Source organism: Mesorhizobium sp. M0239, assembly GCF_040321815.1.
Lineage (GTDB): Bacteria > Pseudomonadota > Alphaproteobacteria > Rhizobiales > Rhizobiaceae > Mesorhizobium.
Window position 1 is genome coordinate 1 of sequence record NZ_JAMYSG010000019.1, and the last position, 23,153, is coordinate 23,153.

24 protein-coding genes and 1 pseudogene are annotated in these 23,153 nt (G+C 63.4%); 6 read left to right on the top strand and 19 right to left on the bottom strand.

The genetic code is table 11. The annotated features are described in order from the left end of the window. Window positions 1–156: 156 nt before the first annotated feature. Both NKI99_RS20230 and ykgO read right to left on the bottom strand, forming a co-directional pair. Complete coding sequence (locus NKI99_RS20230; protein ID WP_352611763.1) at window positions 157–762, bottom strand: tetratricopeptide repeat protein; 606 nt, start codon at window positions 760–762, stop codon at window positions 157–159. Window positions 763–873: 111 nt separating this feature from the next. Continuing rightward, window positions 874–999, bottom strand: a complete 126-nt coding sequence (ykgO, locus tag NKI99_RS20235; protein ID WP_006327841.1) for a type B 50S ribosomal protein L36 — start codon at window positions 997–999, stop codon at window positions 874–876. A gap of 241 nt (window positions 1,000–1,240) precedes the next feature. Here ykgO and NKI99_RS20240 point away from each other — a divergent pair, with 241 nt between their 5' ends. Next, the gene (locus NKI99_RS20240; RefSeq protein WP_352611764.1) at window positions 1,241–1,663 is read left to right on the top strand and encodes a lysozyme inhibitor LprI family protein; all 423 of its coding nucleotides are present in this window, start codon (window positions 1,241–1,243) and stop codon (window positions 1,661–1,663) included. Between the two features lie 6 nt (window positions 1,664–1,669). On the opposite strand, the gene NKI99_RS20245 is transcribed toward NKI99_RS20240, so the two are convergent. From NKI99_RS20245 to NKI99_RS20310, 14 genes are all read right to left on the bottom strand, one after another. Then, on the bottom strand, window positions 1,670–2,749 hold the full coding sequence (locus tag NKI99_RS20245) for a 5-(carboxyamino)imidazole ribonucleotide synthase (RefSeq protein WP_352611765.1): 1,080 nt from the start codon (window positions 2,747–2,749) through the stop codon (window positions 1,670–1,672). Beyond that, window positions 2,746–3,243 carry a 5-(carboxyamino)imidazole ribonucleotide mutase gene (gene purE, locus NKI99_RS20250; RefSeq protein WP_023810926.1) on the bottom strand — a complete coding sequence of 166 codons (498 nt, stop codon included), beginning with the start codon at window positions 3,241–3,243 and terminating at the stop codon, window positions 2,746–2,748. Before purE ends, NKI99_RS20245 begins: the two co-directional genes overlap by 4 nt. A gap of 102 nt (window positions 3,244–3,345) precedes the next feature. Then, window positions 3,346–4,239, bottom strand: coding sequence for a ribokinase (locus tag NKI99_RS20255; protein ID WP_352611766.1), 894 nt, complete (start codon window positions 4,237–4,239; stop codon window positions 3,346–3,348). Next, window positions 4,236–5,111 (bottom strand): MurR/RpiR family transcriptional regulator, encoded by an 876-nt coding sequence (locus tag NKI99_RS20260; protein ID WP_352611767.1) that lies wholly within the window; start codon window positions 5,109–5,111, stop codon window positions 4,236–4,238. Before NKI99_RS20260 ends, NKI99_RS20255 begins: the two co-directional genes overlap by 4 nt. Beyond that, window positions 5,108–6,076 (bottom strand): ABC transporter permease, encoded by a 969-nt coding sequence (locus tag NKI99_RS20265; protein ID WP_128305974.1) that lies wholly within the window; start codon window positions 6,074–6,076, stop codon window positions 5,108–5,110. Before NKI99_RS20265 ends, NKI99_RS20260 begins: the two co-directional genes overlap by 4 nt. A 23-nt stretch (window positions 6,077–6,099) precedes the next feature. Continuing rightward, a complete protein-coding gene (locus NKI99_RS20270) occupies window positions 6,100–7,599 on the bottom strand; it encodes a sugar ABC transporter ATP-binding protein (RefSeq protein WP_352611768.1) in 1,500 nt (499 codons plus the stop codon). Between the two features lie 68 nt (window positions 7,600–7,667). After that, window positions 7,668–8,720: a sugar ABC transporter substrate-binding protein gene (locus NKI99_RS20275; protein ID WP_352611769.1), complete on the bottom strand. Its 1,053-nt coding sequence runs from the start codon at window positions 8,718–8,720 to the stop codon at window positions 7,668–7,670. A 41-nt stretch (window positions 8,721–8,761) separates the two neighbouring features. Then, window positions 8,762–9,751 (bottom strand): TIM barrel protein, encoded by a 990-nt coding sequence (locus NKI99_RS20280; RefSeq protein ID WP_352442014.1) that lies wholly within the window; start codon window positions 9,749–9,751, stop codon window positions 8,762–8,764. Between the two features lie 235 nt (window positions 9,752–9,986). After that, entirely contained in the window at window positions 9,987–11,192 is a 1,206-nt protein-coding gene (locus NKI99_RS20285; protein WP_128305970.1) for an aminotransferase class V-fold PLP-dependent enzyme, read from the bottom strand. A gap of 25 nt (window positions 11,193–11,217) precedes the next feature. Then, a complete protein-coding gene (locus NKI99_RS20290) occupies window positions 11,218–11,679 on the bottom strand; it encodes a RidA family protein (protein ID WP_128305969.1) in 462 nt (153 codons plus the stop codon). Between the two features lie 38 nt (window positions 11,680–11,717). Then, window positions 11,718–12,512, bottom strand: a complete 795-nt coding sequence (locus NKI99_RS20295) for an amino acid ABC transporter ATP-binding protein (protein WP_128305968.1) — start codon at window positions 12,510–12,512, stop codon at window positions 11,718–11,720. A gap of 2 nt (window positions 12,513–12,514) precedes the next feature. Then, window positions 12,515–13,165, bottom strand: a complete 651-nt coding sequence (locus NKI99_RS20300) for an amino acid ABC transporter permease (protein ID WP_023810936.1) — start codon at window positions 13,163–13,165, stop codon at window positions 12,515–12,517. Between the two features lies 1 nt (window position 13,166). After that, on the bottom strand, window positions 13,167–13,832 hold the full coding sequence (locus tag NKI99_RS20305; protein ID WP_023810937.1) for an amino acid ABC transporter permease: 666 nt from the start codon (window positions 13,830–13,832) through the stop codon (window positions 13,167–13,169). A gap of 170 nt (window positions 13,833–14,002) precedes the next feature. Then, entirely contained in the window at window positions 14,003–14,884 is an 882-nt protein-coding gene (locus NKI99_RS20310; protein WP_128305966.1) for a transporter substrate-binding protein, read from the bottom strand. Between the two features lie 127 nt (window positions 14,885–15,011). Here NKI99_RS20310 and NKI99_RS20315 point away from each other — a divergent pair, with 127 nt between their 5' ends. Next, window positions 15,012–15,800: an IclR family transcriptional regulator gene (locus tag NKI99_RS20315; RefSeq protein ID WP_352611770.1), complete on the top strand. Its 789-nt coding sequence runs from the start codon at window positions 15,012–15,014 to the stop codon at window positions 15,798–15,800. 23 nt (window positions 15,801–15,823) lie between these two features. Here the strand turns inward: NKI99_RS20315 and NKI99_RS20320 are convergent, their stop codons facing one another. Beyond that, on the bottom strand, window positions 15,824–16,027 hold the full coding sequence (locus tag NKI99_RS20320; RefSeq protein ID WP_013529216.1) for a YdcH family protein: 204 nt from the start codon (window positions 16,025–16,027) through the stop codon (window positions 15,824–15,826). Between the two features lie 239 nt (window positions 16,028–16,266). On the opposite strand from NKI99_RS20320, the gene NKI99_RS20325 reads away from it, so the two are divergent. The 4 genes and pseudogenes from NKI99_RS20325 to NKI99_RS20340 all read left to right on the top strand — a co-directional run bounded on the left by NKI99_RS20325 (window position 16,267) and on the right by NKI99_RS20340 (window position 19,918). Next, a complete protein-coding gene (locus NKI99_RS20325; protein ID WP_013529217.1) occupies window positions 16,267–16,446 on the top strand; it encodes a YdcH family protein in 180 nt (59 codons plus the stop codon). 334 nt (window positions 16,447–16,780) lie between these two features. After that, window positions 16,781–18,034 carry a flavodoxin-dependent (E)-4-hydroxy-3-methylbut-2-enyl-diphosphate synthase gene (ispG, locus tag NKI99_RS20330; protein WP_023810940.1) on the top strand — a complete coding sequence of 418 codons (1,254 nt, stop codon included), beginning with the start codon at window positions 16,781–16,783 and terminating at the stop codon, window positions 18,032–18,034. Between the two features lie 5 nt (window positions 18,035–18,039). After that, window positions 18,040–18,894 carry a lytic transglycosylase domain-containing protein gene (locus NKI99_RS20335; protein WP_023810941.1) on the top strand — a complete coding sequence of 285 codons (855 nt, stop codon included), beginning with the start codon at window positions 18,040–18,042 and terminating at the stop codon, window positions 18,892–18,894. Between the two features lie 148 nt (window positions 18,895–19,042). Continuing rightward, window positions 19,043–19,918: pseudogene (locus NKI99_RS20340) on the top strand (Stf0 family sulfotransferase). On the opposite strand, the gene NKI99_RS20345 reads toward NKI99_RS20340, so the two are convergent. Continuing rightward, window positions 19,817–22,156 (bottom strand): response regulator, encoded by a 2,340-nt coding sequence (locus NKI99_RS20345; protein ID WP_352442019.1) that lies wholly within the window; start codon window positions 22,154–22,156, stop codon window positions 19,817–19,819. The pseudogene NKI99_RS20340 and the gene NKI99_RS20345 overlap by 102 nt on opposite strands. A 114-nt stretch (window positions 22,157–22,270) precedes the next feature. Beyond that, window positions 22,271–23,077, bottom strand: coding sequence for a class I SAM-dependent methyltransferase (locus NKI99_RS20350; RefSeq protein ID WP_023810943.1), 807 nt, complete (start codon window positions 23,075–23,077; stop codon window positions 22,271–22,273). Window positions 23,078–23,153: the final 76 nt, after the last annotated feature.

The window sequence follows — 23,153 nt, forward strand, 5'->3', positions numbered from 1 at the left end:
GGGATAAGTTGTAGGGGAGTAGGGGAGTAGGGGAGTAGGGGAGTAGGGGAGTAGGGGAGTAGGGGAGTAGGGGAGTAGGGGAGTAGGGGAGTAGGGTGTGTGTTCCGCAGGTACAATCTGCCCCTACTGCCTTATTCCCCTACTCCCCTAGAGCAATCAAATGCCTTCACCGGCAAGTTCCTCCGAAATCGTGCCGACCTGGTCCTGGGCGCTGCGCATCATCGGATAGATGGCCAGCACCTTTTGCCAGGCCTCGAGCGCCGATTGCTTGTGGCCGGTCAACGCCATGATCTGCGCCAGGCCGGACAGCGCACCGAAATGGCGCGGCTCGAGCTGCAGCGTATGGTCGATGTCGGACATCGACTTGCCGTAGTTCTTCATCATGAAATGCACGGTGGCACGCCGGTTCCAGCCTTCGGCATAGGTCGGCTGCAAGGTCACCACCTGGTCGAGGAAATCGAGCGCGACGTCGAATTTCTGGCTTTCGACGGCTTTTTGCGACCATTGCATCATCAGGTCGATCGAGGCGCTGCCGGATTGCGACCACTCGCTCCAGATGTTGCCGGCGATGCGCTCCGCCGCCTTTTCGTTGCGCTCGCGTTTCAGATCGCTGAACAGCTGGTCGAGGTGGGCTTGTTTCGTCGTTGCGGCGGGCGGGGCGTCCTGAGTGGCCGGCGGCGCGACAGCATCATCCGCCCATGCCGGGCCATAAATGACGCCGGAAACAAGCAGAGATGTCAAAAATGCAAAAAGAATCCGCATCGCCGGACTCTAGTCCCAGGCGACGGAACGTCAAACTGAATTTGGCGTGAAAGGCCGGCAGGCGGCAACAAGCATCAAATGGGCGGAGGCAACAGCCTCCTGCCCGAAAACTCAGCCCTGGCGTGCCTTGTAGCGCGGGGCGGTCTTGTTGATGATGTAGACGCGGCCCTTGCGGCGAACCAGCTGGTTGTCGCGGTGACGCGCCTTCAGCGCCTTGAGCGAATTCTTGATCTTCATGGTCTTGCCTGTCGGTGTGGACCCGGTCCGGGTCGAAATTTTAAGGCGCGCCAGAAGACGCGCCTTTGAACTGTGGGAGGCTCATAAACGAGGAGCCTTGTCCCTGTCAACCGCAAGCGTGCTCCATAGCGGCTGTGAATCGCCCCTGTCATCAATTATCCGCCATGTCGGTCTGGCGGCATTGCGCGGCCCTGGGCCGGCTGGGATGATGCGGTCGCCTTGAAGTGATTTGGAGAGAACCATGCGCCGAATGTTCCTGTCCGCCTGCCTTGTCCTGCTGGCGGCAGCTTCGGTTGCGCGCGCGCAGGAATGCGACCACAGCGACGACAGCCAGCAGATGATGAACATCTGTGCCGGCGAAGACTATCAGGCGGCCGACGCCAGGCTTAACAAGACCTATCAGGATCTCACCAGCTCGGATGATGCCGGCGGCAAGAGATTGCTGCAGGTAGCGCAACGCGCCTGGATCACTTTTCGCGATGCCGAGTGCGCGCATTCCACTGCCGCCAGCGACGGCGGATCGATCCATGCGATGGAAGTCTCGCAATGCCTGACCAGATTGACCAATGATCGCGTCAAGCAACTCGCTGCCGCGGCCAATTGCGAGGAAGGCGATGTGAGTTGCGCCACTCCAGGCGAGGACGAGAGCGACGACGTTCAGTAGGCAACCTTATGAGGCGCGACGGCTGATCCGAGTGAAATGGCCCATCTTGCGGCCGGGCCGCGCTTCGGCCTTGCCGTAGAGATGCAGCATCAGATCGGGCTCGGCGAGAAGCTCAGGGACGCGCAGCACATCGTCGCCGATCAGGTTCTCCATCACGCAGTCGGAGTGGCGGTCCGGGCTGCCGAGCGGCAGGCCGGCGATGGCGCGGATATGCTGCTCGAACTGCGAAACGATACAGGCGGCTTCCGTCCAATGGCCGGAATTGTGCACGCGCGGCGCGATCTCGTTGGCCAGCAGCGAGCCGTTGGCAAGCACGAAGAACTCGACGCCGATGACGCCGACATAGTTCAGCGCCGACAGGATCTTCGATGCAGCCGTTCGAGCTCCTTGCGCCGTCTCCGGCATAATGGCGGCCGGCAAGGTCGATGTGTGGAGAATGCCGTTGCGATGGATATTCTCGGCCGGATCGTAGGCGACGACCGCGCCGTCCAGCCCGCGCGCCGCGATCACCGAGATCTCGCGCTCGAACGGCACGAAGGACTCCAGGATCAGCGGCACATTGCCCATCGCCTCGCAGGTGCCGGCGAAGCCCCCGGCTTCCATGTTGCTGAAGACGCGCTGGCCCTTGCCGTCATAGCCCATGCGCCGCGTCTTCAGGATGCCGCTGCCGTCGAACGCTTTCAGCGCCGCCGTCAGCTCGTCATCATTGTCGACGGCGTGGAAATCGGCGGTGGCAATGCCGATGCCGTTGAGGAATGTTTTTTCGCCCACCCGGTCCTGCGCCACTTCCAGCGCGCGCGCCGGCGGATAGACCGGAACCTTGGCGGCCAGAGCGCTGGCCGCCGCGACCGGGACGTTCTCGAACTCGTAGGTGATGACGGAACTCGACGCTGTCAGTTCGGCAAGGGCGGCCGGGTCGTCATAGGCAGCTGTTATTTGCCGGTTGGCGACCTGTGCCGCGGGGCAATCCGCTTGCGGCTCCAGCACCACGGTGCGGTAGCCGAGGCGGGCGGCGGCAACAGCCAGCATGCGGCCGAGTTGGCCGCCGCCAATGATGCCGATCGTCGATCCGGCGGGCAGGCTCACGGCGTATCCGTCGGTTCTGCCGCGACCTTGGCGGTCTGCGCGGCGCGCCAGGCATCCAGACGGACGGCAAGGCTATCATCGTTCAGGGCCAGCACGGCAGCGGCCAGAAGGGCTGCGTTGGCGGCGCCGGCCTTGCCGATGGCCAGCGTGCCCACGGGAATGCCGGCCGGCATCTGGACAATGGACAGCAGCGAATCCTGCCCGGAAAGCGCTTTCGATTCCACCGGCACACCGAACACCGGCAGCGGCGTCATCGCCGCCGTCATGCCGGGCAGGTGCGCCGCACCGCCGGCGCCGGCGATGATCACCTTGTAACCGGCCGCCTTGGCGCCTTTGGCGAAATCATAGAGCCGGTCCGGTGTGCGATGCGCGGAAATGATCAGCCGCTTGTGCGGGATGCCTAGTGCTTCCAGCGTTTCGGCGGCATGACGCATCGTCGCCCAGTCGGACTGGCTGCCCATGATGATGGCGACGTCGGCGCGTTGATCGTCCAAGTCCGTGTTCCCCGGCGACAAAGGCGCGCCTTAGCGGAATTCGCGCGAGGCCGCAAGGATAGGCGGCCGCCGCTTCGGTCCGGCAAGACGGAAACCAGCCGGTCAGATGCCGTCGCGCTCGGCCTCTGGCGTCGAGACCAGCAACGCCGAAGCCGCGTTGGCAGCGGTGACCGCCGCGTGCATGGTCTCTCCTCGGGCAAGTCCCGCGGCCAGCGCGCCAACGAATTCATCGCCGGCGCCATGCGTGCTGGCGACCTTGACCGGGACGGCCAGCAGCGCAAAGGCCTCGCCGGTCTGGTCGCAGCAGGCGACGCCCTCGCCGCCCGCCGTGACAATCGCCACCGGATAAAGATCGGCCAGCAATCGTGCGGCTTGCGCGGCCCCGTCCTGCGTCTCCACCACTGCTGTGCCAGCCAGGAATTCCGCCTCGATTGCGTTGACCACCAATATGTCGACCAGGGCGATCAACTCGTCGGAGAGTTTGCGCGCGGGGGCCGCGTTGAGCACGACGCGGCCGCCCTGTGCTTTGACGGCGCGTGCGGCGGCAATGTTGCCGGCTTCCGGCACTTCGTTCTGTAACAAAAGCACTGCCGTTTGGGCCATCACATCGGAAGCTGAGGCAATGTCGGCATGGCCCAGTGTCAGATTGCTGCCTGAGACGATCACCGCGCCATAGTCGCCGCCCGCGTCGAAGATCGCCACGCTCATGCCGGAGCCGGCGCCAGCGGCCACCCGCACGAAGCGGTGGTCGACCTTGGCGCGATCGAGATTGGCCAGCAACGCCCGCCCGAAATCATCGCCGCCGACGGCGCCGATCATCGCCGCGCGCACACCGGCCCGCGCCGCCGAGACAGCCTGGTTGCCGCCCTTGCCGCCGCATTTCGGATGCCAGGCATGGCCGGTCACCGTCTCGCCCTTGCGCGGGCGATCGGGCGCGTCGACCATGATGTCATAATGCAAGCTGCCGAACACGGTGACCAGCGGCGTTGTCGTCATGAGCCCCGGTCTTTTCGTTTCGATGTCACCGCCGACATGGTGCGGCCGAGATTGCGCTCAGCCGCCTGATAGTCGCGCTGCGCCACCGCCACGAACAGCGCGTCGAGGATGTTGAGCTGGGCAATGCGCGCCGCTGCGTTCTCGCCCATCAGCGGCGACCCTTGCGCGGTCGAGCAAAGCACGATGTCGGCGACCGCAGCCAGCGGCGAGTTGTCGTAGTTGGTGATGGCCAGCGTGCGGGCACCGTTCTTGCGGGCCAGCTGGATGGCGTCGATGACGGCCGACGTGTTGCCCGAATGCGAGAAGCCGACGGCAATGTCGTCGCCGCCAAGCAGCGAGGCCGACATCAGCATCATGTGCGAATCGTCGTAGACCGATGCGCGGATGCCGATGCGCAGGAATTTGTGCGAAACGTCGCGCGCAATCTGCGCCGAGCCGCCGACGCCATAAAAATCCCGGCTCTTCGCACGGTAGATAAGATCGGCGGCGCGGTCGAAATCCTCGATATCGAGGATCGCCAGCGTCTCCTCCAGTGCCTGGATGGAGGTGCGGAACACCTTTTGCACGATCTCGGCCGAACTGTCGTCGGACGACAGTTCCTGGTGCATCTCGGCGGTCGGCAGGCGACTGTATTCATAGACGGCGGTGCGGAAGTCGCGATAGCCGGAAAAGCCGAGCTTCTTGGCGATCTTGACCACCATCGCCTCGGACACGCCGGACTCTTCGGCGATCTGCTTCAGCGGAATGCTCTCATCGAAGCCGCGCCGGCCGAAGACGGTTTCCACCACCTTCGCCTCCAACGGGGTGAGATGCGGCATCATCATGCGGATGCGCGGTCCTACCGCTTTCAGGTCCAGCCCGCTCAAGGTCATCCACGCCCCCTCGTCACGCGATCGATAAGCATCGCGGCGAGGATTATAAGACCAGTTGCCAGAAGCTGATAGAAGGACTGGACGTTCATCAGCGTCAAACCGTTGCGCATGGCGCCGAGGATGATAGCGCCCAGGATGGTGCCGACGATGCTGCCCTTGCCGCCCATCAGCGAGGCGCCGCCGATGGCGGCAGCCGCGATGGCGTCGAGTTCCCAGAGATTGCCGAGGATGGGCTCGGCGGCGCCGAGCCGGCCGATCAGGATCTGCGCGGCAAGCGCCGCCAGCAGGCCCGAGATCATGTAGGCGGCGATCTTGGTGCGGGCAATCGGCACGCCGGCGATGTAGGCCGCCTCCTCGTTGCCGCCGACGGCAAGCAGATATTCGCCGAAGGGCGTCTTCTTCAAAACGACCCAGGCGACGACAGCCACGCAGGCGACGATGACGACCGCCAGAGGCAGTCCAAACAGCGATCCGTTGAAGATGGCGCGGAACCCCGCGGGCAGGCCCAGAACCGGATTGCCGCCGGTGTAGATCAGTGCCAGCGCCCGGTAGGTGCTGAGCGTCCCCAATGTGACGATGAAGGGCTGCAGCCCGACATAGGCGACGAGCACGCCGTTGACGAGGCCGCAGGCAAGGCCAATGGCGAAGCCGGCGGCGATGGCCAGCGGAAACGGCACGCCGGCGACCATCATAGAGGCCGAGATGACGGCCGAGAGTGCCGCCGTCGGCCCGACCGACAGGTCGATGCCACCGGAGATGATGACCAGCGTCATGCCCAGCGCCAGACAGGCATTGATGCTCGACTGCTGCAGGATGTTGATCAGGTTGCGCTCGGCGAAGAAGCCAGGCACCAGCGCGCCGAATACTGCCAGGATCACGACAAGGCCGATCAGCGTGCCGGCGTCGCGCATGGAAACGCCGCGCAGGAATTCGGCGCGTGGCCGCACCAGAGTGGTATCCGACATATCCGTCACCTCTGCCTTGCCTGTTACGCGGCCGGCGTTTGCGTTTGCGGGATGGCGTGCGCCGCGATCGCCTGTTCGCTGATATCGTCTCTGTGGAGTTCGGCCGCGATCGTGCCGTCGCGCATGACCAGCACGCGGTCGGCAAGCCGGATCACTTCGGGGAGCTCGGAGGAGACGACGATCACGGCATGGCCCTCGGCGGCGAGTTCCTCGATCAGATGATAGATCTCCGCCTTGGCGCCGACATCGATGCCGCGCGTCGGTTCGTCGAACAAGAGGATGCGGGTTCCCGCCGCCAGCCAGCGGCTGATGATCGCCTTCTGCTGGTTGCCGCCGCTGAACAGGCGAATCGGCCGGTCGAGCAGAAACGGCCGCAGGTTGACACGGCTCATCTTCTCGACGGCCACGTGTTTCAACCTGGCGTGATCGATGAGACCGCGCGGCGCGAACACGGCCATCGAGGCCAGCGCCATATTGCAGGTGATCGAGCGCAGCGGCACGATGCCTTCGCGTTTGCGCTCCTCCGGCACCAGTCCGACGCCGGCGGCAATCGCATCGCGCGGGCTGGCGAAGCGCGCCGCCTTGCCGTCGATTGCAATCGTCCCGGCCGTGGCGCGATCGGCGCCGGCCAAGAGCCGCAAAAGTTCAGTGCGGCCGGAACCGACCAGGCCGGCAATGCCCAGCACCTCGCCGCGATGCAGATTGAACGACACGTTGCGCACCTTTGTCGCCGAAGAGAGGCCACGCGCGCTCAGCATGACCTTGTTCGTGGCATGGGAATTATGGTGTTCCCGCGCCAGTTCGCGGCCGACCATCATCGCTACGACCGCTTTCTCCGACAGGTCTTTCAGATCGACGGAATCGACGACGACGCCATCGCGCATGATGGTGGCGCGCCGGCAGATACCGAACACCTCGTCCAGCTTGTGCGAGACATAGACGACCGCGACGCCGTCGCGGGCGAGGCCGGTGATGACTTGCGCCAGCCGTTCGAATTCGCTCGGCGTCAGGCTCGATGTCGGCTCGTCCATGGCGACGATGCGGGCGCGATCGAGCAATGCCCTGGCAATCTCGACAATCTGCCGCTGCGCCACCTTCAGAGTGCCGAGCGGGGCGGCTGGATCGATGGAGGGGTCGATGGCTGCAAGAGCCTCCGCGGCGCGGCGCTCCTGCTCTCTGCTGGCGACGAAGATGCCGCCGCGCGTGAGCGGATGGCCGAGGAACATGTTCTGGGCGACGCTGAGGCGCGGCACCTGCTGCAATTCCTGATGGATCATGGCGACGCCCGCAGCGCGCGCGGCGACCGGGTTGGCGAGTGTAACCGGCTTGCCGTCGATGAGGATGCTTCCCGCTGTCGGCCTGTAGACGCCAGACAGGACGCGCAGCAGCGTCGACTTGCCGGCGCCGTTTTCGCCGAGCAGGCCGTGGATTTCACCGGCCCCGACCGAGAGTGACACCTCGTGGAGCGCCCGTACGGCCGGAAACAGCTTGGAAATGCCCTTTAATTGCAGCCGGGGTGACATTGGGTTCTATCTCCGGGCAACGGTGCCGGACAGAAGCGAATCGCTCTGACCGGCATCCGCTGATTGGCTTACTGGCCCGCAGCCGCGTCCTCGAGCAGTGCCTTGCGCGCGCCAGCGCCGGAATAGCGATCGGCATTGTCCTTGGTGATCAGCGCCTGCGGCGTGGCGACGACGCGCGGCAGCTTCTGTCCCGCGACGAGACGCAGAGCTGTTTCCAACGCCACTTCGCCGGTCAGCACCGGGAAGCTGTCGACCGTGCCGGTCAGTTCGCCGGCGCGGATCGAGGCATAGGCGTCGGAAATGCCGTCGGTGCCGAAGACCGCAACCTTGTCCTGCAGGCCGGCGGCCTTGACCGCCTCGACGATGCCCAGCGCCATGCCGTCATTGTTGGCATAGAAGCCGACCAGGTCGGGGTGCTGCTGCAGGATGTTGGTGGCCGCGTCATAGGAGGTCTGGCGATCCCAGTTGCCGGGAACGCTGGCGACAACCTCGAAATTGCCCCCCTCGGTGATGGTCGACTTGAAGCCGTCGGTGCGCTGCACGGCGGCATAGACGCCAGCCTGACCTTCGACGATGGCGACCTTGCCGCCATTCGGACGATTCTTGATGAACCATTTGGCGACGCGCACGCCATTGTCGCGTTGGACATTGCCGACATAATGCTCGGCCTGCGGGATGACGGCGTCATTGACGTTGACCACCGGCACGTTGGCGGCCTTGGCCTGCTCCATGATCGGCTGCAGATTGGCATCCGTCTGCGGCGAGACGAGCAGCACGTTGTAGCCCTGCGTCACCAGGCCTTCGGCGATGGTGAGCTGGCCGAGCTGGTCGCCCTCGCTCTGCGCTGCCTGATAGACGACGGGAACGCCGACCTTGGCGCCGAATGCCGTGTAGCCCTCGCCCAGCGAGCGCCAGTATTCATTGGTCAGCGTCTTGGAGACCGCGCCTGCCTTGGTGCCTTCGGGCAGCTTGGGGAACGCGCCGAATTTAGCCTCGACCTGCGACCAGTCGATGCGGTCCTTTTCCGTGTCGGAATTGAGCGGCGCGAGGTCGGCGGCAAAGGCAGAGCCGATCGAGAGCGCCATCAGTGCGGCGGTAGCGGTGGCAAGCAGAAGTTTCATTGTATTCGTCCCTGGTTGAAAACGGTGATGGCGCGGATGCCTCAGCTATCCGGCCCGAGCATGATTTCCTGGATGATGGCCTGCGACGTCACCGCGTCCTGGCTGTCCATGGCGGCGGACAGGCGATTGTCCTGCTCCAGCCGGTCGACGACGCGCAGCATGCGCTTGACGGTGGCGATGTTGACTTCGCACTCGCGCACCGGATCGAGCCCGGTCATATCGGGGAACGTGTCGAAATAGATGGCGCCGGCGTAACCGTCGCGGCGAATCTGCCTGAGCAGCTCGATGGTCTGCAGCGTGTGCACCGCGCCGACCATCAGGCCGTCGTCGCGCTTGGCGTAGCCGTCGTTCAGGTGCACGCCGAGCAGCTTGCTGTGACGCGCCACCAGGGCCGCGGCAAAGGCCGGCTGTTCGTCGGCGTAGAGCACATGAGCGAAATCGAGCGTGACGCCGAGATTGGGCAGGCCCACATCGCGGATCGCCAGCAAGGTCGTCGCCGCATCCGGCATCAGGCTGTAAGAGCGTGGTTCGTTCGGTTTGTATTCAAGGCTGATCTGACAGTCGGGATCATGTGTCGCAACTTCACGAATCCCATCAATTTCGTGTTGCCAAAGCGTTGAATAGTCGGCCTGGAAGGCGTAGTCGAAGCCATCTTGGCCGAGCCACAGCGTCATCAGGCTGGCGCCGGCCTCACGCACGGCATCGATGCCGGCCTTGGTCAGGTCGATGGCCTCGCGGCGCACCGCCGGATCCGGATTGGTGAAGGCGCCGAGCTTGAAGGCGGGGTTGGAGTAGTAGCGCATGGCAAAGCCATTGATGGAAAGCCCGAGATCGCCCAGTTTCAGGGTGATTTCCGTGGGCTTTTCACCGACGTGGTCAGGAAAGTTGAGGTCGAGATCGGTAAGCCCCTCGACCTTGGCGGCGCGCGCCGCCATCTGCAGCAGCGACGGCTTGCCGGTAAGATCGGGCCACTCGGCCTGCGGTCGCGAGGCAAAGGAATTCAGGCGCGTGGCGAAACGGTTGGCTGTCATGAGCGATCCTTCATCGTCATAATTTCACATAAATATAGATATTTGTAAAGTTATTGTTGAAAAGTTGTGAAGCAGCCGCCAAGCTGGAACCGCCAAGGCGCGCAGAGGGAGCCGCGCGCAGAGGGAGCCGGCAGTTTCCTGGCCGGTGCCGTGGAGAGCCCGTCAGGGCAGTAGGCGCATGGATGGCGCGTGCTGGTTACGGCCGGCGCATTTCAGGTAGCGATTCGCCGGGTGTTCAATCTGGCCAGCGTAAGACGCCGGACGAATCCTTGCGGGCGACTTTCATCGCATCGGCCGGGCGGTCCTTGGCGGTCAATATGGCGCGCAGCCGTTCGGCGACGATCTCGGCCTCGCCGGGATGAAGATTGCAGGGGTCGAGGAAGAAATGGCCGCGCTCCACCTCGTGGTTGCGCACGATAATCGGCGGCGAGCCCGTCGCCAATGCCGAGGTGAGACCGGCCGCCGTGAACCGGCTTTCGGGCAGTACAAAAATCTGAAGCCGATCCAGAGGGTTGGCGGTCGGATCCGGGATGATCTGCGCGATGACGCCCGGCAGCCCGTGCAACGTGTCCTTCCACAGGTTGAGCGCGGCGTCTTCGCGGCGGCGGATGCCGGCATGGTCGCGCTTTTCCCAGGCTTCCAGTGCGGCCATGGTGCCGGCGATGCTTTCCTTGCCGACCTTCATGGCGCGGGCGACGCCGCGGTTCTGCAGATAAGCGGCGCGAACCAGATCCTTGCGGCCGGTGACGATGCCGCTGGTCGGCCCGCTCAGGAATTTGTGGCCGCTGTAGATGACAATGTCGGCGCCGCGCGCGAGGAAGTCGCGCAGATCATACTCTGAAGCCGCATCCACGATCACCGGGACACCCCTGGCGTGGCAGATCTCGCAGAATTCCTCCAGCGACAGCATGCCATACTGCACGGTGTGGTGCGCAACGACATAGAGGCCCGCCGCCGTGCGGTCGTTGATCGCGTCGCGCACATGATAGTCCTGCGTCACGCTGACCGTGCCGGCCGGCACGACCCTGGCGCCCGCCAGCCGGACCGACTGGTCGATCGGCGCACCATAGTTGACGATGTGGCCGAGCTGGACGATGACCTCCGACTTGAGACCTTCCGTGTTATCAGGCAGCCGCTCGATGGCGAGCAGATTGGTCCCCGTCATCGCACCGGCGATCGCCATGGTGATGCCGCTGGCGCAGCAGGCAGTGATGAAACCGGTTTCGCCGCCGGTCAGGCGCGCGACGATCGTGCTTGCGGCGCGTTGCAGGTCATCCATTTCCACCCATTGCGAGGCCATTTCCGCCATGGCGCTGATCGCTTCGGGGACAATGATCGACGCGCCGAGCGCGGTCATCGTGCCGGAGACATTGATGATCGGGCGAAGGCCGAGCCGTTCGCGGATGGTGGTGTTGGAGCCGTCGGTGGAAGTGGTTTTCATCTCTCGGATTCCATTCTTCTAAAGGTCAGGCGGCGATCTCGACAACCGCCTCGATTTCAACGGTGATGTTTCCAGGCAAGGAGCCGACGCCGATCGCCGAGCGGGCATGGCCGCCGATATTGTCGAACACATCGGCAAACAGGTCGGAACAGCCATTGACCACTTTCGGGTGGTCGCTGAAGGTCGGTATGGCGTTGACGAAGCCGAGCAGCTTGACGACGCGCACGATCCGGCCAAGGTCGCCGGTGGCTGCGTGCATGACGGCAAGCAGATTGAGGCCGGTGAGGCGGGCATGGCCATAAGCCTGCTCGACGGTGACATCGTCTCCTACCTTGCCGGTGAACAGTTTGCCATCGGTGCGCAGCGGTCCCTGGCCGGACAGGAAGATCAGCCGGCCGCTTTCGGCATGGGTGACGAAGTTGGCGATCGGGGTCGGCGGCTCGGGCAGCGTCAGGCCCAACGCGGCGAGCCGGATATAAGGCGTCATGAAAGAAGGCTCCTTACGACAGCGTTCGCTGTCCCGTTCTAGAAATGCGAGGCGCGGAAGCGTGCCAGGAAGGTGCGCAGGCGCTCATTGTCGGTGTCGGCTGCCAGGATTTCGGCGGGTGGACCCGCCGCGCTGACGCCGCCATCGGCCATGAAGATGATGCGGCTCGAGGCATCTCGGGCAAAGGCCATTTCGTGCGTGACCATCACCATCGTCATGCCGTCCTCGGCCAGGCTGCGCACGACCTCAAGCACCTCGCCGACCAGTTCCGGGTCGAGCGCGGATGTTATCTCGTCGAGAAGCAGGATCTTCGGCCCCATGGCCACGGCGCGGGCAATGCCGACGCGCTGCTGCTGGCCGCCGGACAGTTCGGCGGGCAGGCTGTCGGCCTTGTGGGCTAGACCGACCCGGCCGAGCCAGTGTTCGGCGATGGTGCGCGCTTCGGCGTTGCTCTTGCCGCGCACCTTGGTGAGGCCAAGCATGATGTTGCCGGCGGCTGTCAGGTGCGGAAAGAGGTTGAAGCTCTGGAACACCATGCCGGTCTCGGCGCGCATCGCGGCGAGATCGCGTTCGCTGCGACGCTGGCGGGTTCCGGCTTCGCGAAAGCCGACCTCCTTGTCGTCGATGCGAATCGAACCGCTGTCATAGCTTTCGAGAAAGTTGACGCAACGCAGCAGCGTGGTTTTGCCGCTGCCGGAGGGGCCGATGACCGTCACCACCTCCCCCTTCGCCACCTGCAGGCTGACCGAACGCAGGACCTGGACGGTCCCAAAGGCTTTGGAAACGTCCAGGACGTCGAGAAGGGCCGGGGTGTTTTTCGGACTTGTGGACATTGCTATTCCCGGATGAAGGAGAAACGCCGCTCGAGCCGCCGGCTGGCGAGCGAAAGGGCATAGTTGACCGCGAAGTAGATGAGCGCGCCGAGAATATAGAGCGGCATGGCCTCGTAGGTGCGGCCGATGACCTGGTTGATGGCCTGCATCAGGTCGGTGATGCCGAGCAGCGATACCAGCGCGCTGCCCTTGACCGCATCGGTGACGCCGTTGATCCAGGGCGGCAGGAAGCGCCTGAACGCCTGTGGGAAAATGACGTAGGCGAGCCGCTGGCGAAAGGTGAGTCCGATCGCCATCGCCGCCTCGGACTGCCCTTTCGGAATGGAGCCGACAGCACCTCTGAAATATTCGACGACCTGGGCTGTCTTGAACAGGGTCAGCGCCAGCACGGCGGCCCAGAACGACGGCAGATGAAGCCCGACGGCCGGCAGTCCGTAATAGACAAAGAAGATGAGCACCAGGATCGGGATGCCGCGGATGGTGTCGCTGAAGATGCGCACGGCCCATTGCAACGGCACCGGGCCATAGACCAGACCGACGCCCATGATCACGCCGGCAATCAGCGAAAACACCACGACCAGCAGGGATACCCACAGTGTCAGCGCAAAGCCCTGGGCGAGGAAAGGCAAGGCATAGGCGATCTGGGTCAGCATGTCAGCGCGCCGCCCTGAACCGGCGCTCGACAAGCCGAAGCGCAAAAAGCAAGATGTAGCCGGTCACCAGATACATCGCCGTGACCACGAGATAGACCTCGACGATGCGGAAGGTGTTGAAGTTGATCCACTGGGCGCCATAGGTCAGCTCCGGCACCGAAATGACCGAGGCGACGGAGGTGTCCTTGAACAGCGATATGAAGGTGTTGGACAATGCCGGCAAGGTGATGCGCAGCATGGTCGGCAGGCGCACGTTGAGCAGCCTTTGCCAGGGCGTCAGGCCGATTGCCTTGCCGGCGTCCAGCTGTCCGCGCGGAACGGCTTCGAGCCCGGAGCGAAACACCTCGACCAGATAGGCGCCGCTATAGAGCGACAGCGTGACGACGAACGAGGTCGGCGCGCTGTAGGCGATGTCGACCACTGTCGGCAGGCCGTAGAAGACGAGGTAGACGAGCAGGATCAGCGGCACGTTGCGGATGAATTCGACGTAGGCGGCGATGATGGTGCGCACGATGCGTCCGGCAGACACGTACCAGACCGCCAGAACCAGGCCGATGACGGTGCCGATGGCGATCGATATGACGGCGAGCTCGAGACTGAGCAGCAGTCCTCCCCACAGCTTGTCGAAGTGCCGCCAGATCAGGTTGAAATTAAGGGCATAGCCCATGCGTCCGCCTCAGTGCCGCAGGCTTAGAGCAGTTCACCGTTTCACGGAAACGGCGACCCGCTCTAATTCTTTGTTTTGACGCAATTCCGGGCGGAAAACCGTTTCACACTTTTCCTGGAATTGCTCTAGGGAGGGGGAAGGGCGGTGTATACGCCCTTCCGACCGGCAGGTCAGATGGCTGGGAAGCCGGGATGGCGCGCCGGCGGCTCCTGTCCGAAAAAGTCCTTGAAGGCGGCATCGTAGAGTGCGTTTTCGTGGCCGAACATGGCGATGGTGAAGGTCGAGTTGACGAAGGTCAGCCAGTCAAGGTCGCCTTGCCGGAGTGCCGCGCCATAAAGCATGCTCAGCCAGCTCTTGCCGGCGTCGAAATATCTGTCCGGATTGCGCGAGGCGAGCCAGCGCACCGTGGACAGATCGACGGCAGCGGCGTCGACGCGTTTCGATTCCAGTGCCTGCAGCACGTTGGCCTGGGTATCGATCTGCATAACCTGGCACTCGGGCAGCACCGAATGCACCTGCGCCTCGGCATCGACATTCTGCAGGATGGAGACGCGTGTCGCCGAGCCGCCGGCAAGCAGCTTGTCGAAGGTCTTGTTCTCGGCGGTCGGAAGGCTCAGCAGGGCGACGCCCTCGACGTAGTAAGGCCGGGAAAAATTGACCAGCTGCGAGCGCTGGGCGCTCATCGTCATGAACTGAATGGTGATGTCGACCTTGTTGGTGGTGACGTTGGGGATGCGCTGTGCCGGATCCTGCATCACGAACTCGACCTTGGTCGGATCGTCGAAAAGGCCCTTGGCAAGAATGCGCCCCATGGTGATGTCCATGCCGACGAGTTCGCCGGCATCGTTCTCGAAGTGCCACGGCGCATTGGTGCTGCCGGTGCCGACGATCAGCTTGCCGCGATCGAGCACGGTGCGCAGCAGGCTGTCGGGTGCTGCCTGGGCAGCGGCCTTTTGGGCATCGACGGTTACCGCCGCACCCACGACGCCGGCCGCGGCCAGTCCCGCCATTCCCAATTTCAGAAAATCACGTCTTCCGGATGTGTCGTTCACGGCGACCTCCTTTCGTTTGTGTTCCCCTTGCACAGGCAATACACGCGTCAGTGACGTCGAAGCGATTGTCTCTTACAAGAGACGCATGTATCCTGTACAGGACAGATACTAACACCGGGAATCAACAATGCAAGATGGCAATACCTCGGCACTTTCAGCCGGCGAGAAGATTTCGGGCTCCCGTGAAAAGGGGCTCAACCGGGTGCTCGAGATTCTGGAGTTTCTTCACACGACCCAGCGCGCGATCGGCATTGGCGACCTTGCCAAGGGCGTGAACGCGCCCCGCTCGACGACCTATACGCTGGTGCGGTCGCTGGTCGATGCGGGACTGCTGGAAATGGAAGGCGACGGCAATCGCGTCTATTTCGGCAAGAAGCTCTATTTCTACGGAATGGACTATGTGCGGGGCAACGACCTGTTGAGGCGGGGGCGCCAGGAGGTCGACAATCTGTCGCGCGAGACCGGCGAGACTTCCGAACTGTGCATGCTGCAGAGCGGCCGCTATACGATCGTCCATGCGAGTCCCGGCACCAGACCGTTCCGCATCAGTTCCGCCACCGGCTTGCAGATACCGCTGCCCTGGACAGCCTCGGGGCGGCTGCTTCTGGCGGGGCTGGAGAAGGCTGAGATCGAAGACATGGTGTCAAACGACGATCTCGTGCTGCCCGACGGGCGCAAACTGCGGCTTGACGATTTCGTCGCCGACATCGCAAAAGCGCAGGTCACCGGCCATTGCGTCACTTCGGGCCTTGTCGATGCCTATACGAAGTGCCTTGCCGCACCGGTGTTTTCAGCGCCGGGCAAGGTCGAGGCGACGATGTGCCTGGTGGTCCCCATCGATACGTCCGAGGAGCGGACCGGCGAACTCATCGGCCTGCTGCGTGATCGTGCCGCAAAGCTTTCGATCGCCGGGTAGCGCGCGGGCGAGCGAATGCCAACTCACGCAATGATGTCGGGAATGATCTTGTCTTCCAGTGCCATCAGCCGATCCTTGAGGAACAGCTTCTTCTTCTTCATGCGCTGGATCTGCAGCGGATCGCAGGCCATGGCGATCATCGCGTTGATGGCGGCATCGAAATCGGCGTGTTCCTGCTTCAGGCGGGAAAATTCGAGGCGAATATCGGCCTGTTCCTGATCGGACATTCTCTACCGTCTGCACGTCTGCGGCGCCCAAAGCTGGGCCTGATTGGGCGGGGCCGGGTGTTTTGTCACCGGCGTGCAGCCCATATCACATTTCACAGTGTCGTGGAATGCTACCACGGATCATTCGACATCGCCCGCGGAAGGTGACACACTGTCACCGTGCCGTCACAGAAGCGAACCTGCGGTGGACGCGCCGTGACGGTTGCAATCGAGGAAAACCATGAAAGGGAGAACCAATCATGTCTCTTGCATCCCATCTTGATGAGTTGCAGCGGAAACACGGCGACATCGAACGTGAAATCGATGACGCGATGAATCATCCATCGGTCGACGACCTCGAAATCGTGAATCTCAAGCGACGCAAGCTGGCACTCAAGGACGAGATTGAAAAACTAAGAGGCAAACCGACCACGCATTGATACCCTCCTGACATAGCCGCCCAATATCCGCGGCCTCTTTTCCCGGCGGCACCACGCCGCCGGTGTGGAGGGTTTTGATTTCCAGCACCGGTCTGTCAGCCGAAGCTGGACTTGCACAGGCTCAATTTCCGCTTCGGCCGTCGCCCGTTTCGCCAGATCATCGATTGTTTCCTGGCCTCTGGTGGCGGACCGATTCCGGCCAGTGGCGACCTGTCGCCATTGACAAGCCATCTTTGCTCCTCCACCTCATGCCCGGACCTCAGCGCATCGGCCCGGGGCGTCGTTGTGCGTCCATGCAGGACACAAGATGCTCCAGAGACAAAAGGCTGCCGGCATGACCGGATATTTTTCCTCTCCTTTTCCCCGCCGTACGTCGGTCGGCGTCGATGTCGGCGGCGTGATCGTCGGCGGCGGCGCGCCTGTCGTCGTCCAATCGATGACCAACACCGACACGGCCGATATCGACCAGACCGTTGCGCAGGTCGCAGCCCTGCACCGGGCCGGGTCGGAGATCGTGCGCATCACCGTCGATCGCGACGAGAGCGCCGCCGCCGTGCCGCGCATTCATGAGCGGCTTCAGCGGCTGGGTATCCACGTGCCGCTGGTCGGCGATTTCCACTATATCGGCCACAAGCTTTTGGCCGATCATCCGGCCTGCGCCGAGGCGCTGGCCAAATACCGCATCAATCCGGGCAATGTCGGCTTCAAGGACAAGAAGGACCGCCAGTTCGCCGATATCGTCGAGATGGCGATCAAGCATGACAAGCCGGTACGCATCGGTGTCAACTGGGGCTCGCTCGACCAGGAGCTTTTGACCCGGCTGATGGACGACAACCAGGACAAGGGTTTCCCGCTGACGGCCCAGGAGGTGATGCGCGAGGCGATCGTGCAGTCGGCGATCCTGTCGGCCGAGATGGCGGAAGAGATCGGCCTTGGCCGCGAGAAAATCATCCTGTCGGCCAAGGTCAGCGGCGTGCAGGACCTGATCGCCGTCTATACCGAGCTCGCCACCCGCTCCAACCACGCGCTGCATCTCGGCCTGACCGAAGCCGGCATGGGCTCGAAGGGCATCGTCGCTTCGTCGGCCGCCATGGGCATCCTGCTCCAGCAAGGCATCGGCGACACCATCCGCATCTCGCTGACACCGGAGCCGAATGGTGACCGCACGCGCGAGGTGCAGGTGTCGCAGGAATTGCTGCAGACCATGGGGTTCAGGCAGTTCGTGCCGATCGTCGCCGCTTGCCCCGGCTGCGGCCGCACGACCTCGACCGTGTTCCAGGAACTTGCCCAGAACATCCAGGCGGATCTCAGGAAGAATATGCCGGTGTGGCGCGACAAATATCCCGGCGTCGAGAACCTCAAGGTCGCGGTGATGGGTTGCATCGTCAACGGCCCGGGCGAGTCCAAGCATGCCGACATCGGCATTTCGCTGCCCGGCACCGGCGAGACGCCGACCGCGCCTGTCTTCGTCGACGGCAAGAAGGCGGCGACGCTGCGCGGGCCGTCGATCGCCGCGGATTTCGAGAAAATGGTCGCCGACTATATCGAACAGCGGTTCGGTCGCGGCGGCAAGGCCGCGGCAGAGTAAGTCAAATGCAGCGTTTCCTATGGGCGACGCTGATCCTGCTGTACGGGCTGACCTGGTCGGCCCTTGTGCAGGCCGATCCGCCGCAATCCGCTAAGCAGCGGCTGATCGACAAAGTCTGCAATCTGATCCAGGCGCATGCCGACCAGAACGGCCTGTCCAGGGATTTCTTCGCCCGGCTGATCTGGAAGGAAAGCCGTTTCGATCCCAACGCCGTCAGTCCGGTCGGCGCCGAAGGCATTGCCCAGTTCATGCCGGGCACCGCCAAGATGCGCGGGCTTGCCAATTCCTTCGACATCAACCAGGCGATTCCGGCTTCGGCTAGATATCTCGCCGAAATGAAAACCGGCTACGGCAATCTCGGCCTGGCCGCCGCCGCCTACAATGCCGGCGAGAGCCGGGTGTCGCGCTGGCTCAGCTCCGGGGGGTTCCTGCCAATGGAGACCGAAAGCTATGTCTTAGACATCATGGGCGAACCAGCCGACAAGTTCACGGACCGGGCCTATGCTGGAAAAGTCGAGCCGCTCGACGCAAAGACGGATTTTGCCGTCGCTTGCCGAAAACTGCCGGTGATCATGTCGCGGACGGTGGCCATGGCTTCGATCAACATAAAGCCATGGGGCATCCAGGTGGCCGGCAATTTTCGCCGCAGTGCCGCGATCAACCAGTGGCTCAGGGTAAGGAGCCGGTTCCCGGCCCTGCTCAACGGGCATGATCCGGTGGTCAGCCGGGTGCGCACGCCGATCGGCCGGCGCGGCATCTACGCGGTCAGGATCGGTGTCGACCGCCGCGCCGATGCCAACGTTATTTGCCAGAAATTGCAAAGTGTCGGTGGGGCGTGCGTGGTGGTGCGCAACCGGTAATTTGGCCGCTGCCGGCGCGATGTTCTGTCTGAGAAAGGCATTTATAAGCGACAGCCGGAACGTCGCATCCAGCAAAGATTTCAGCTATAGCGGCCGCCATCTTTACTGGGCGGCGGCCCTGTCTTTGACGAGCAGCATGGGTCTCAACATGTTCGATGGATACATTATCTGCGGCACGCCGAGGACCGGAAGCACGCTGCTGTGCAAGCTTCTGGCATCCACGAAGACGACTGGCGATCCGCACTCATTCTGTCGGCGGCAGGATGTGCTGGAGTGGGCTGAAGAGTGGAAGCTGCCCGATCGCGACACGATGAGTGAGCTCGACTTCAATGTCGCCTATCTCAACGCGGCGATCGCTGCGGGCAAGGGTGGAACCGGCCTCTTCGGCCTTCGCTTGATGCGCGAAAATCTGGATGAGCTTTCGACGATCCTCGACCGGATTTTCCCGAAACTGCCGTCGGACAGAGCGCGGTTCGAAAGAGCATTCGGCAATGTTCTCTACATACACCTCTCGCGGGAGGACAAGCTCGCGCAGGCTGTCTCCCTGATCTAGGCAGAGCAGACCGGTCTTTGGCATATCGCTCCCGACGGCACCGAGATCGAAAGGGTCGCGCCGCCGAAAGAGCCTCAATATGATTTCGAGCGGATCAAACGAGAGGTCACGGAACTCGAGACCTATGACGCGGCCTGGAACATTTGGTTCGCAGAGCAAGGCATATCCCCGCTGCGTGTCGGCTATGAGCGCCTTTCAGGCAATCCGGCCGCGACATTGCTAGGCATCTGCGAAGCCCTGAGGGTCCGAGCGCCTGACGAGGAGGATGTAAGCCCCGGCGTTGCAAGCTTGCTGACGCGACAAGCCTCGACTGGATGCGCCGCTATCGTCTGGAGGCAGCAGCCGTCTGACGCATCCCATGGATGCAGCCTAGGCGGTCTTCGCCACCACCGTTTCGCTGAGCCAGGTGCCGATCTTGGTGCCCAGGCGGTCGGGCGAAACTGGCTTCGGCAGATAGTCGTCCATGCCTGATTCGATGCACTTGTCGCGATCACCCTTCAGCGCGTGCGCGGTGACGCCGATGATCGGGATGTGGGCGCCCGTCGAGACCTCCATCGCCCGGATGGCGCGGGTCGCCTCATAGCCGTTCATTTCGGGCATCGAGACATCCATCAGGATCAGCTTGGGGCGCAGCGCCCGGTACATCTCGACCGCCGTGCGGCCATTGCCGGCGATGCGGTAGCTCAAGCCCAACCCGTTGAGGATTTGGCCGAACACCAGCTGGTTCACGTCATTGTCCTCGGCAATGAGGATGTCGATCGGTCCGTTCGGCGCGGTTGTCGATTCCGGCGCTGCCGCGACCGGCATTGCCGGGCCGCGGATGACGGTGAAGGCGGGCGGCGCCGCCGGGGGAGCCTGCACGATCGGTTCGCGGACGAACCGCGCCTTGCCGACCTGCGAGCGGGCCTTCTGGATCACCGAGATGACCGTGCCGAGCAGCACCGCGGAGCGCGCCGGCTTGGTCAGGTGTGCTGCAATGCCGTAGTCGATGATCATCTTGCCGAAATCGACCTGGTCGACCGAGGTCAGCAACACCACCGGGATGGAGGACAGCCGGCTGTCGGAAGCAATGGCTCTGGCGACGTCGGCGCCGTTCATGCCCGGCATTTGGTAGTCGAGGATGATGCAGTCGACGGCGGCGCCCAATTGAAAGGCGCGGTCGAGGAAAGCAAGCCCAACCGCGCCGCTTTCGGCGGCGGCGCAATCGAAGCTCCAGCTTCTGAGCTGCTCGAGCAGGATTTCGCGGTTGACCGGATTGTCGTCGATGACCAGCACGCGCGCGCCGGTGACGTCGACCGGCACGATCTCGTCGCGCGCCGCCGCCTGATGCGCGGCCAGCGGCACCGCGAACCAGAACACCGAGCCGCGGCCGATCTCGCTCTCGACACCGATCTTGCCTGCCATCAGGTCGACGAGGCGGGCGGCGATGGCGAGGCCCAGCCCCGTGCCCTCATGACGGCGGGTGGACGAGCCGTCCACCTGCGCGAATTTCTCGAATACATTCTGCAGTTTCTCGGCCGGTATGCCGATGCCGGTGTCTTCGACGCGGACCTTGAGCTGGACCACGTCGTTGACGATTTCGCCGCCGACATCGATCAGCACATGACCCTTTTCGGTGAACTTCACGGCATTGCCAAGCAGGTTGGTGATGATCTGCCGGAACCGGCCGGCGTCGCCGACGACATGGGCCGGCAGGCGCGGGTCGACACGCACGATCAGTTCGAGGTTCTTTTCGGCGACGCGCGCCGAGACCAGCGTCGCCACATCCTCGACCGCCTCGGAAAGGCGAAAGGGAGCAGGGTCGAGGGTGAGCTGGCCGGCATTGATCTTGGAGAAATCGAGGATGTCGTTGATGATGGTGAGCAACGCGTTGCCGGATTTGACGATGACGTCCGTGAAGGTCTTTTGGCGCGGGGTCAGATCGGTCTTCGCCAGCAGTTCGGCCATGCCGAGCACGCCGTTCATCGGCGTGCGGATTTCGTGGCTCATATTGGCCAGGAATTCCGATTTGGCGCGGTCGGCGGCCTCGGCCTTGAACAGGGATTCGGCGGATTCGGCAAAGGCGCGGCGGATTGCCACTTCCATCGGGCGGAAGATCCAGAAGGCGACGATGGCAAGTGCCGCGAACAGGATGCCGCTCGCCCACAGCAGCAGTCTGTCGCTTGAGGCATCGGCCAGGTGGCGCTCATCATCCATGGCGGTGCGGACGCGAACCAGCATAGGCTGGGCAAACAGGTCGTTCTGGTTGCGGATTTCGCGATAGCTCCACTCGTCGACCTTCTGCGCCACCGACATCAGGTTAAAATTGCGCACCATGTCGCGCGGCGACCAGAACAGATCGCCGTTGACGGAAGCGGACTGGAGTTCGTTGACGGTCTTGATCGACAGCCGCGGCTTGATCGCCGCAAGCTGGGCGGTCAGCGTCTCGATCTCGCCGGTCAGACGCTCCGAATGGCCGCGCGCCGATGTGGTCAGGGCATCGCGTGTCTCCGCCCGCCAGGCTGTGCCGGTCGTCTCGGCAAAGCTGGTCGCGTTGCGCAGGTCGCGGGTGAAGATGACGAGATTGCTGCTCAGCGCATCGATGTCGCGGCGAAAGGAATTGACGCGGTCAAGCGCAATCACGATGCCGGCGGAAGCCAGCGCGAAGATCAGCAACCCTGAAATATAGCGGATCCGGACCGACCGGATGAAGGACGAATATTCAGGCATGCGCAACCCCAACACATACGCACCATTTTAATGGCCGGGATTACGCTTCATTTACATTAAAATTTCGTTCGTGCGGGTAGGCAGGCCGTGCGAGCCGCCGGATGGACAGCACGCCTAGGCCGCTTCCACGACGAGGGCGCGGATGCGGCCACTCACCGGACCTTCCCCGAACCGTTTCCCAAGGGCATTCGCCACGTATCGCGTCGCCTCCTCCAGCGAGCCACCGCGCGCCTCGATCTCGGCCCGCAGGGGCGTGCCCTGGCAATAGGCCGCGGCCGCCTCATATGGCGAGGAAGCGGCGCTGACGGCATCCAGCGGCTCTATGGTGATGTCACGGAAGCCGGCGGCATGAAGGTCGGCGCGGATGACGTCCGCATCGTGATAGCCATGCGGCGTCCTTGCCATGAAGCGAGGCGGATCGGCCGGAAAGAAATGGCCGAGTGCCCGCGTCACTTCCTCGGCGAACTCGTTGTCTTCGATGGCACCCCAGACGTTGAACAGGAAATGCCCGCCCGGCCGCATCATCCGCCGCGCTTGCCCGTAGGCGCCCACCCGATCGGGGAAGAACATCGCGCCAAATTGGCAGACCACGGCGTCGAACCGGGCGTCCTCGAAGGGCAGTGCCTGGGCGTCGGCCTGCTGCCAGATGATACGAGGATCGTCCGACATCCGCGTGCGCGCGTGGTCGAGCATCGGCTGGTTAAGGTCGGTGGCCACGATGCGTGTTTGCGCCGGCAATCTTGCTGCCAGCGCACGCGTCACCACACCGGTGCCCGCCGCCACTTCGAGCACCGATTGCGGCCCGAGCTTCGACACTCTCTCCGCCAGATCCTGCGCATAGGGCTCGAAGATCAGCGGCACCATCGCCCGGTCGTAGACTTCGGGAATGGAACCGGTGAACAGCTTGTCGGTGGTCGACATGGCATCCCTCCAACTCTATCCGCACCGCGTGCTTGCCGTGCGGTGGCAAAGCGATGTCGATCCTCTGCCTCGGCAG

What these genes read in the sequence shown, in the direction of transcription:
- NKI99_RS20230 (WP_352611763.1), bottom strand. Translation starts at nt 762, where the DNA reads ATGCGGATTCTTTTTGCATTTTTGACATCTCTGCTTGTTTCCGGCGTC.
- ykgO (WP_006327841.1), bottom strand. Translation starts at nt 999, where the DNA reads ATGAAGATCAAGAATTCGCTCAAGGCGCTGAAGGCGCGTCACCGCGAC.
- NKI99_RS20240 (WP_352611764.1), top strand. Translation starts at nt 1,241, where the DNA reads ATGCGCCGAATGTTCCTGTCCGCCTGCCTTGTCCTGCTGGCGGCAGCT.
- NKI99_RS20255 (WP_352611766.1), bottom strand. Translation starts at nt 4,239, where the DNA reads ATGACGACAACGCCGCTGGTCACCGTGTTCGGCAGCTTGCATTATGAC.
- NKI99_RS20260 (WP_352611767.1), bottom strand. Translation starts at nt 5,111, where the DNA reads ATGACCTTGAGCGGGCTGGACCTGAAAGCGGTAGGACCGCGCATCCGC.
- NKI99_RS20265 (WP_128305974.1), bottom strand. Translation starts at nt 6,076, where the DNA reads ATGTCGGATACCACTCTGGTGCGGCCACGCGCCGAATTCCTGCGCGGC.
- NKI99_RS20270 (WP_352611768.1), bottom strand. Translation starts at nt 7,599, where the DNA reads ATGTCACCCCGGCTGCAATTAAAGGGCATTTCCAAGCTGTTTCCGGCC.
- NKI99_RS20275 (WP_352611769.1), bottom strand. Translation starts at nt 8,720, where the DNA reads ATGAAACTTCTGCTTGCCACCGCTACCGCCGCACTGATGGCGCTCTCG.
- NKI99_RS20280 (WP_352442014.1), bottom strand. Translation starts at nt 9,751, where the DNA reads ATGACAGCCAACCGTTTCGCCACGCGCCTGAATTCCTTTGCCTCGCGA.
- NKI99_RS20285 (WP_128305970.1), bottom strand. Translation starts at nt 11,192, where the DNA reads ATGAAAACCACTTCCACCGACGGCTCCAACACCACCATCCGCGAACGG.
- NKI99_RS20290 (WP_128305969.1), bottom strand. Translation starts at nt 11,679, where the DNA reads ATGACGCCTTATATCCGGCTCGCCGCGTTGGGCCTGACGCTGCCCGAG.
- NKI99_RS20295 (WP_128305968.1), bottom strand. Translation starts at nt 12,512, where the DNA reads ATGTCCACAAGTCCGAAAAACACCCCGGCCCTTCTCGACGTCCTGGAC.
- NKI99_RS20300 (WP_023810936.1), bottom strand. Translation starts at nt 13,165, where the DNA reads ATGCTGACCCAGATCGCCTATGCCTTGCCTTTCCTCGCCCAGGGCTTT.
- NKI99_RS20305 (WP_023810937.1), bottom strand. Translation starts at nt 13,832, where the DNA reads ATGGGCTATGCCCTTAATTTCAACCTGATCTGGCGGCACTTCGACAAG.
- NKI99_RS20315 (WP_352611770.1), top strand. Translation starts at nt 15,012, where the DNA reads ATGCAAGATGGCAATACCTCGGCACTTTCAGCCGGCGAGAAGATTTCG.
- NKI99_RS20320 (WP_013529216.1), bottom strand. Translation starts at nt 16,027, where the DNA reads ATGTCCGATCAGGAACAGGCCGATATTCGCCTCGAATTTTCCCGCCTG.
- NKI99_RS20325 (WP_013529217.1), top strand. Translation starts at nt 16,267, where the DNA reads ATGTCTCTTGCATCCCATCTTGATGAGTTGCAGCGGAAACACGGCGAC.
- ispG (WP_023810940.1), top strand. Translation starts at nt 16,781, where the DNA reads ATGACCGGATATTTTTCCTCTCCTTTTCCCCGCCGTACGTCGGTCGGC.
- NKI99_RS20335 (WP_023810941.1), top strand. Translation starts at nt 18,040, where the DNA reads ATGCAGCGTTTCCTATGGGCGACGCTGATCCTGCTGTACGGGCTGACC.
- NKI99_RS20345 (WP_352442019.1), bottom strand. Translation starts at nt 22,156, where the DNA reads ATGCCTGAATATTCGTCCTTCATCCGGTCGGTCCGGATCCGCTATATT.
- NKI99_RS20350 (WP_023810943.1), bottom strand. Translation starts at nt 23,077, where the DNA reads ATGTCGACCACCGACAAGCTGTTCACCGGTTCCATTCCCGAAGTCTAC.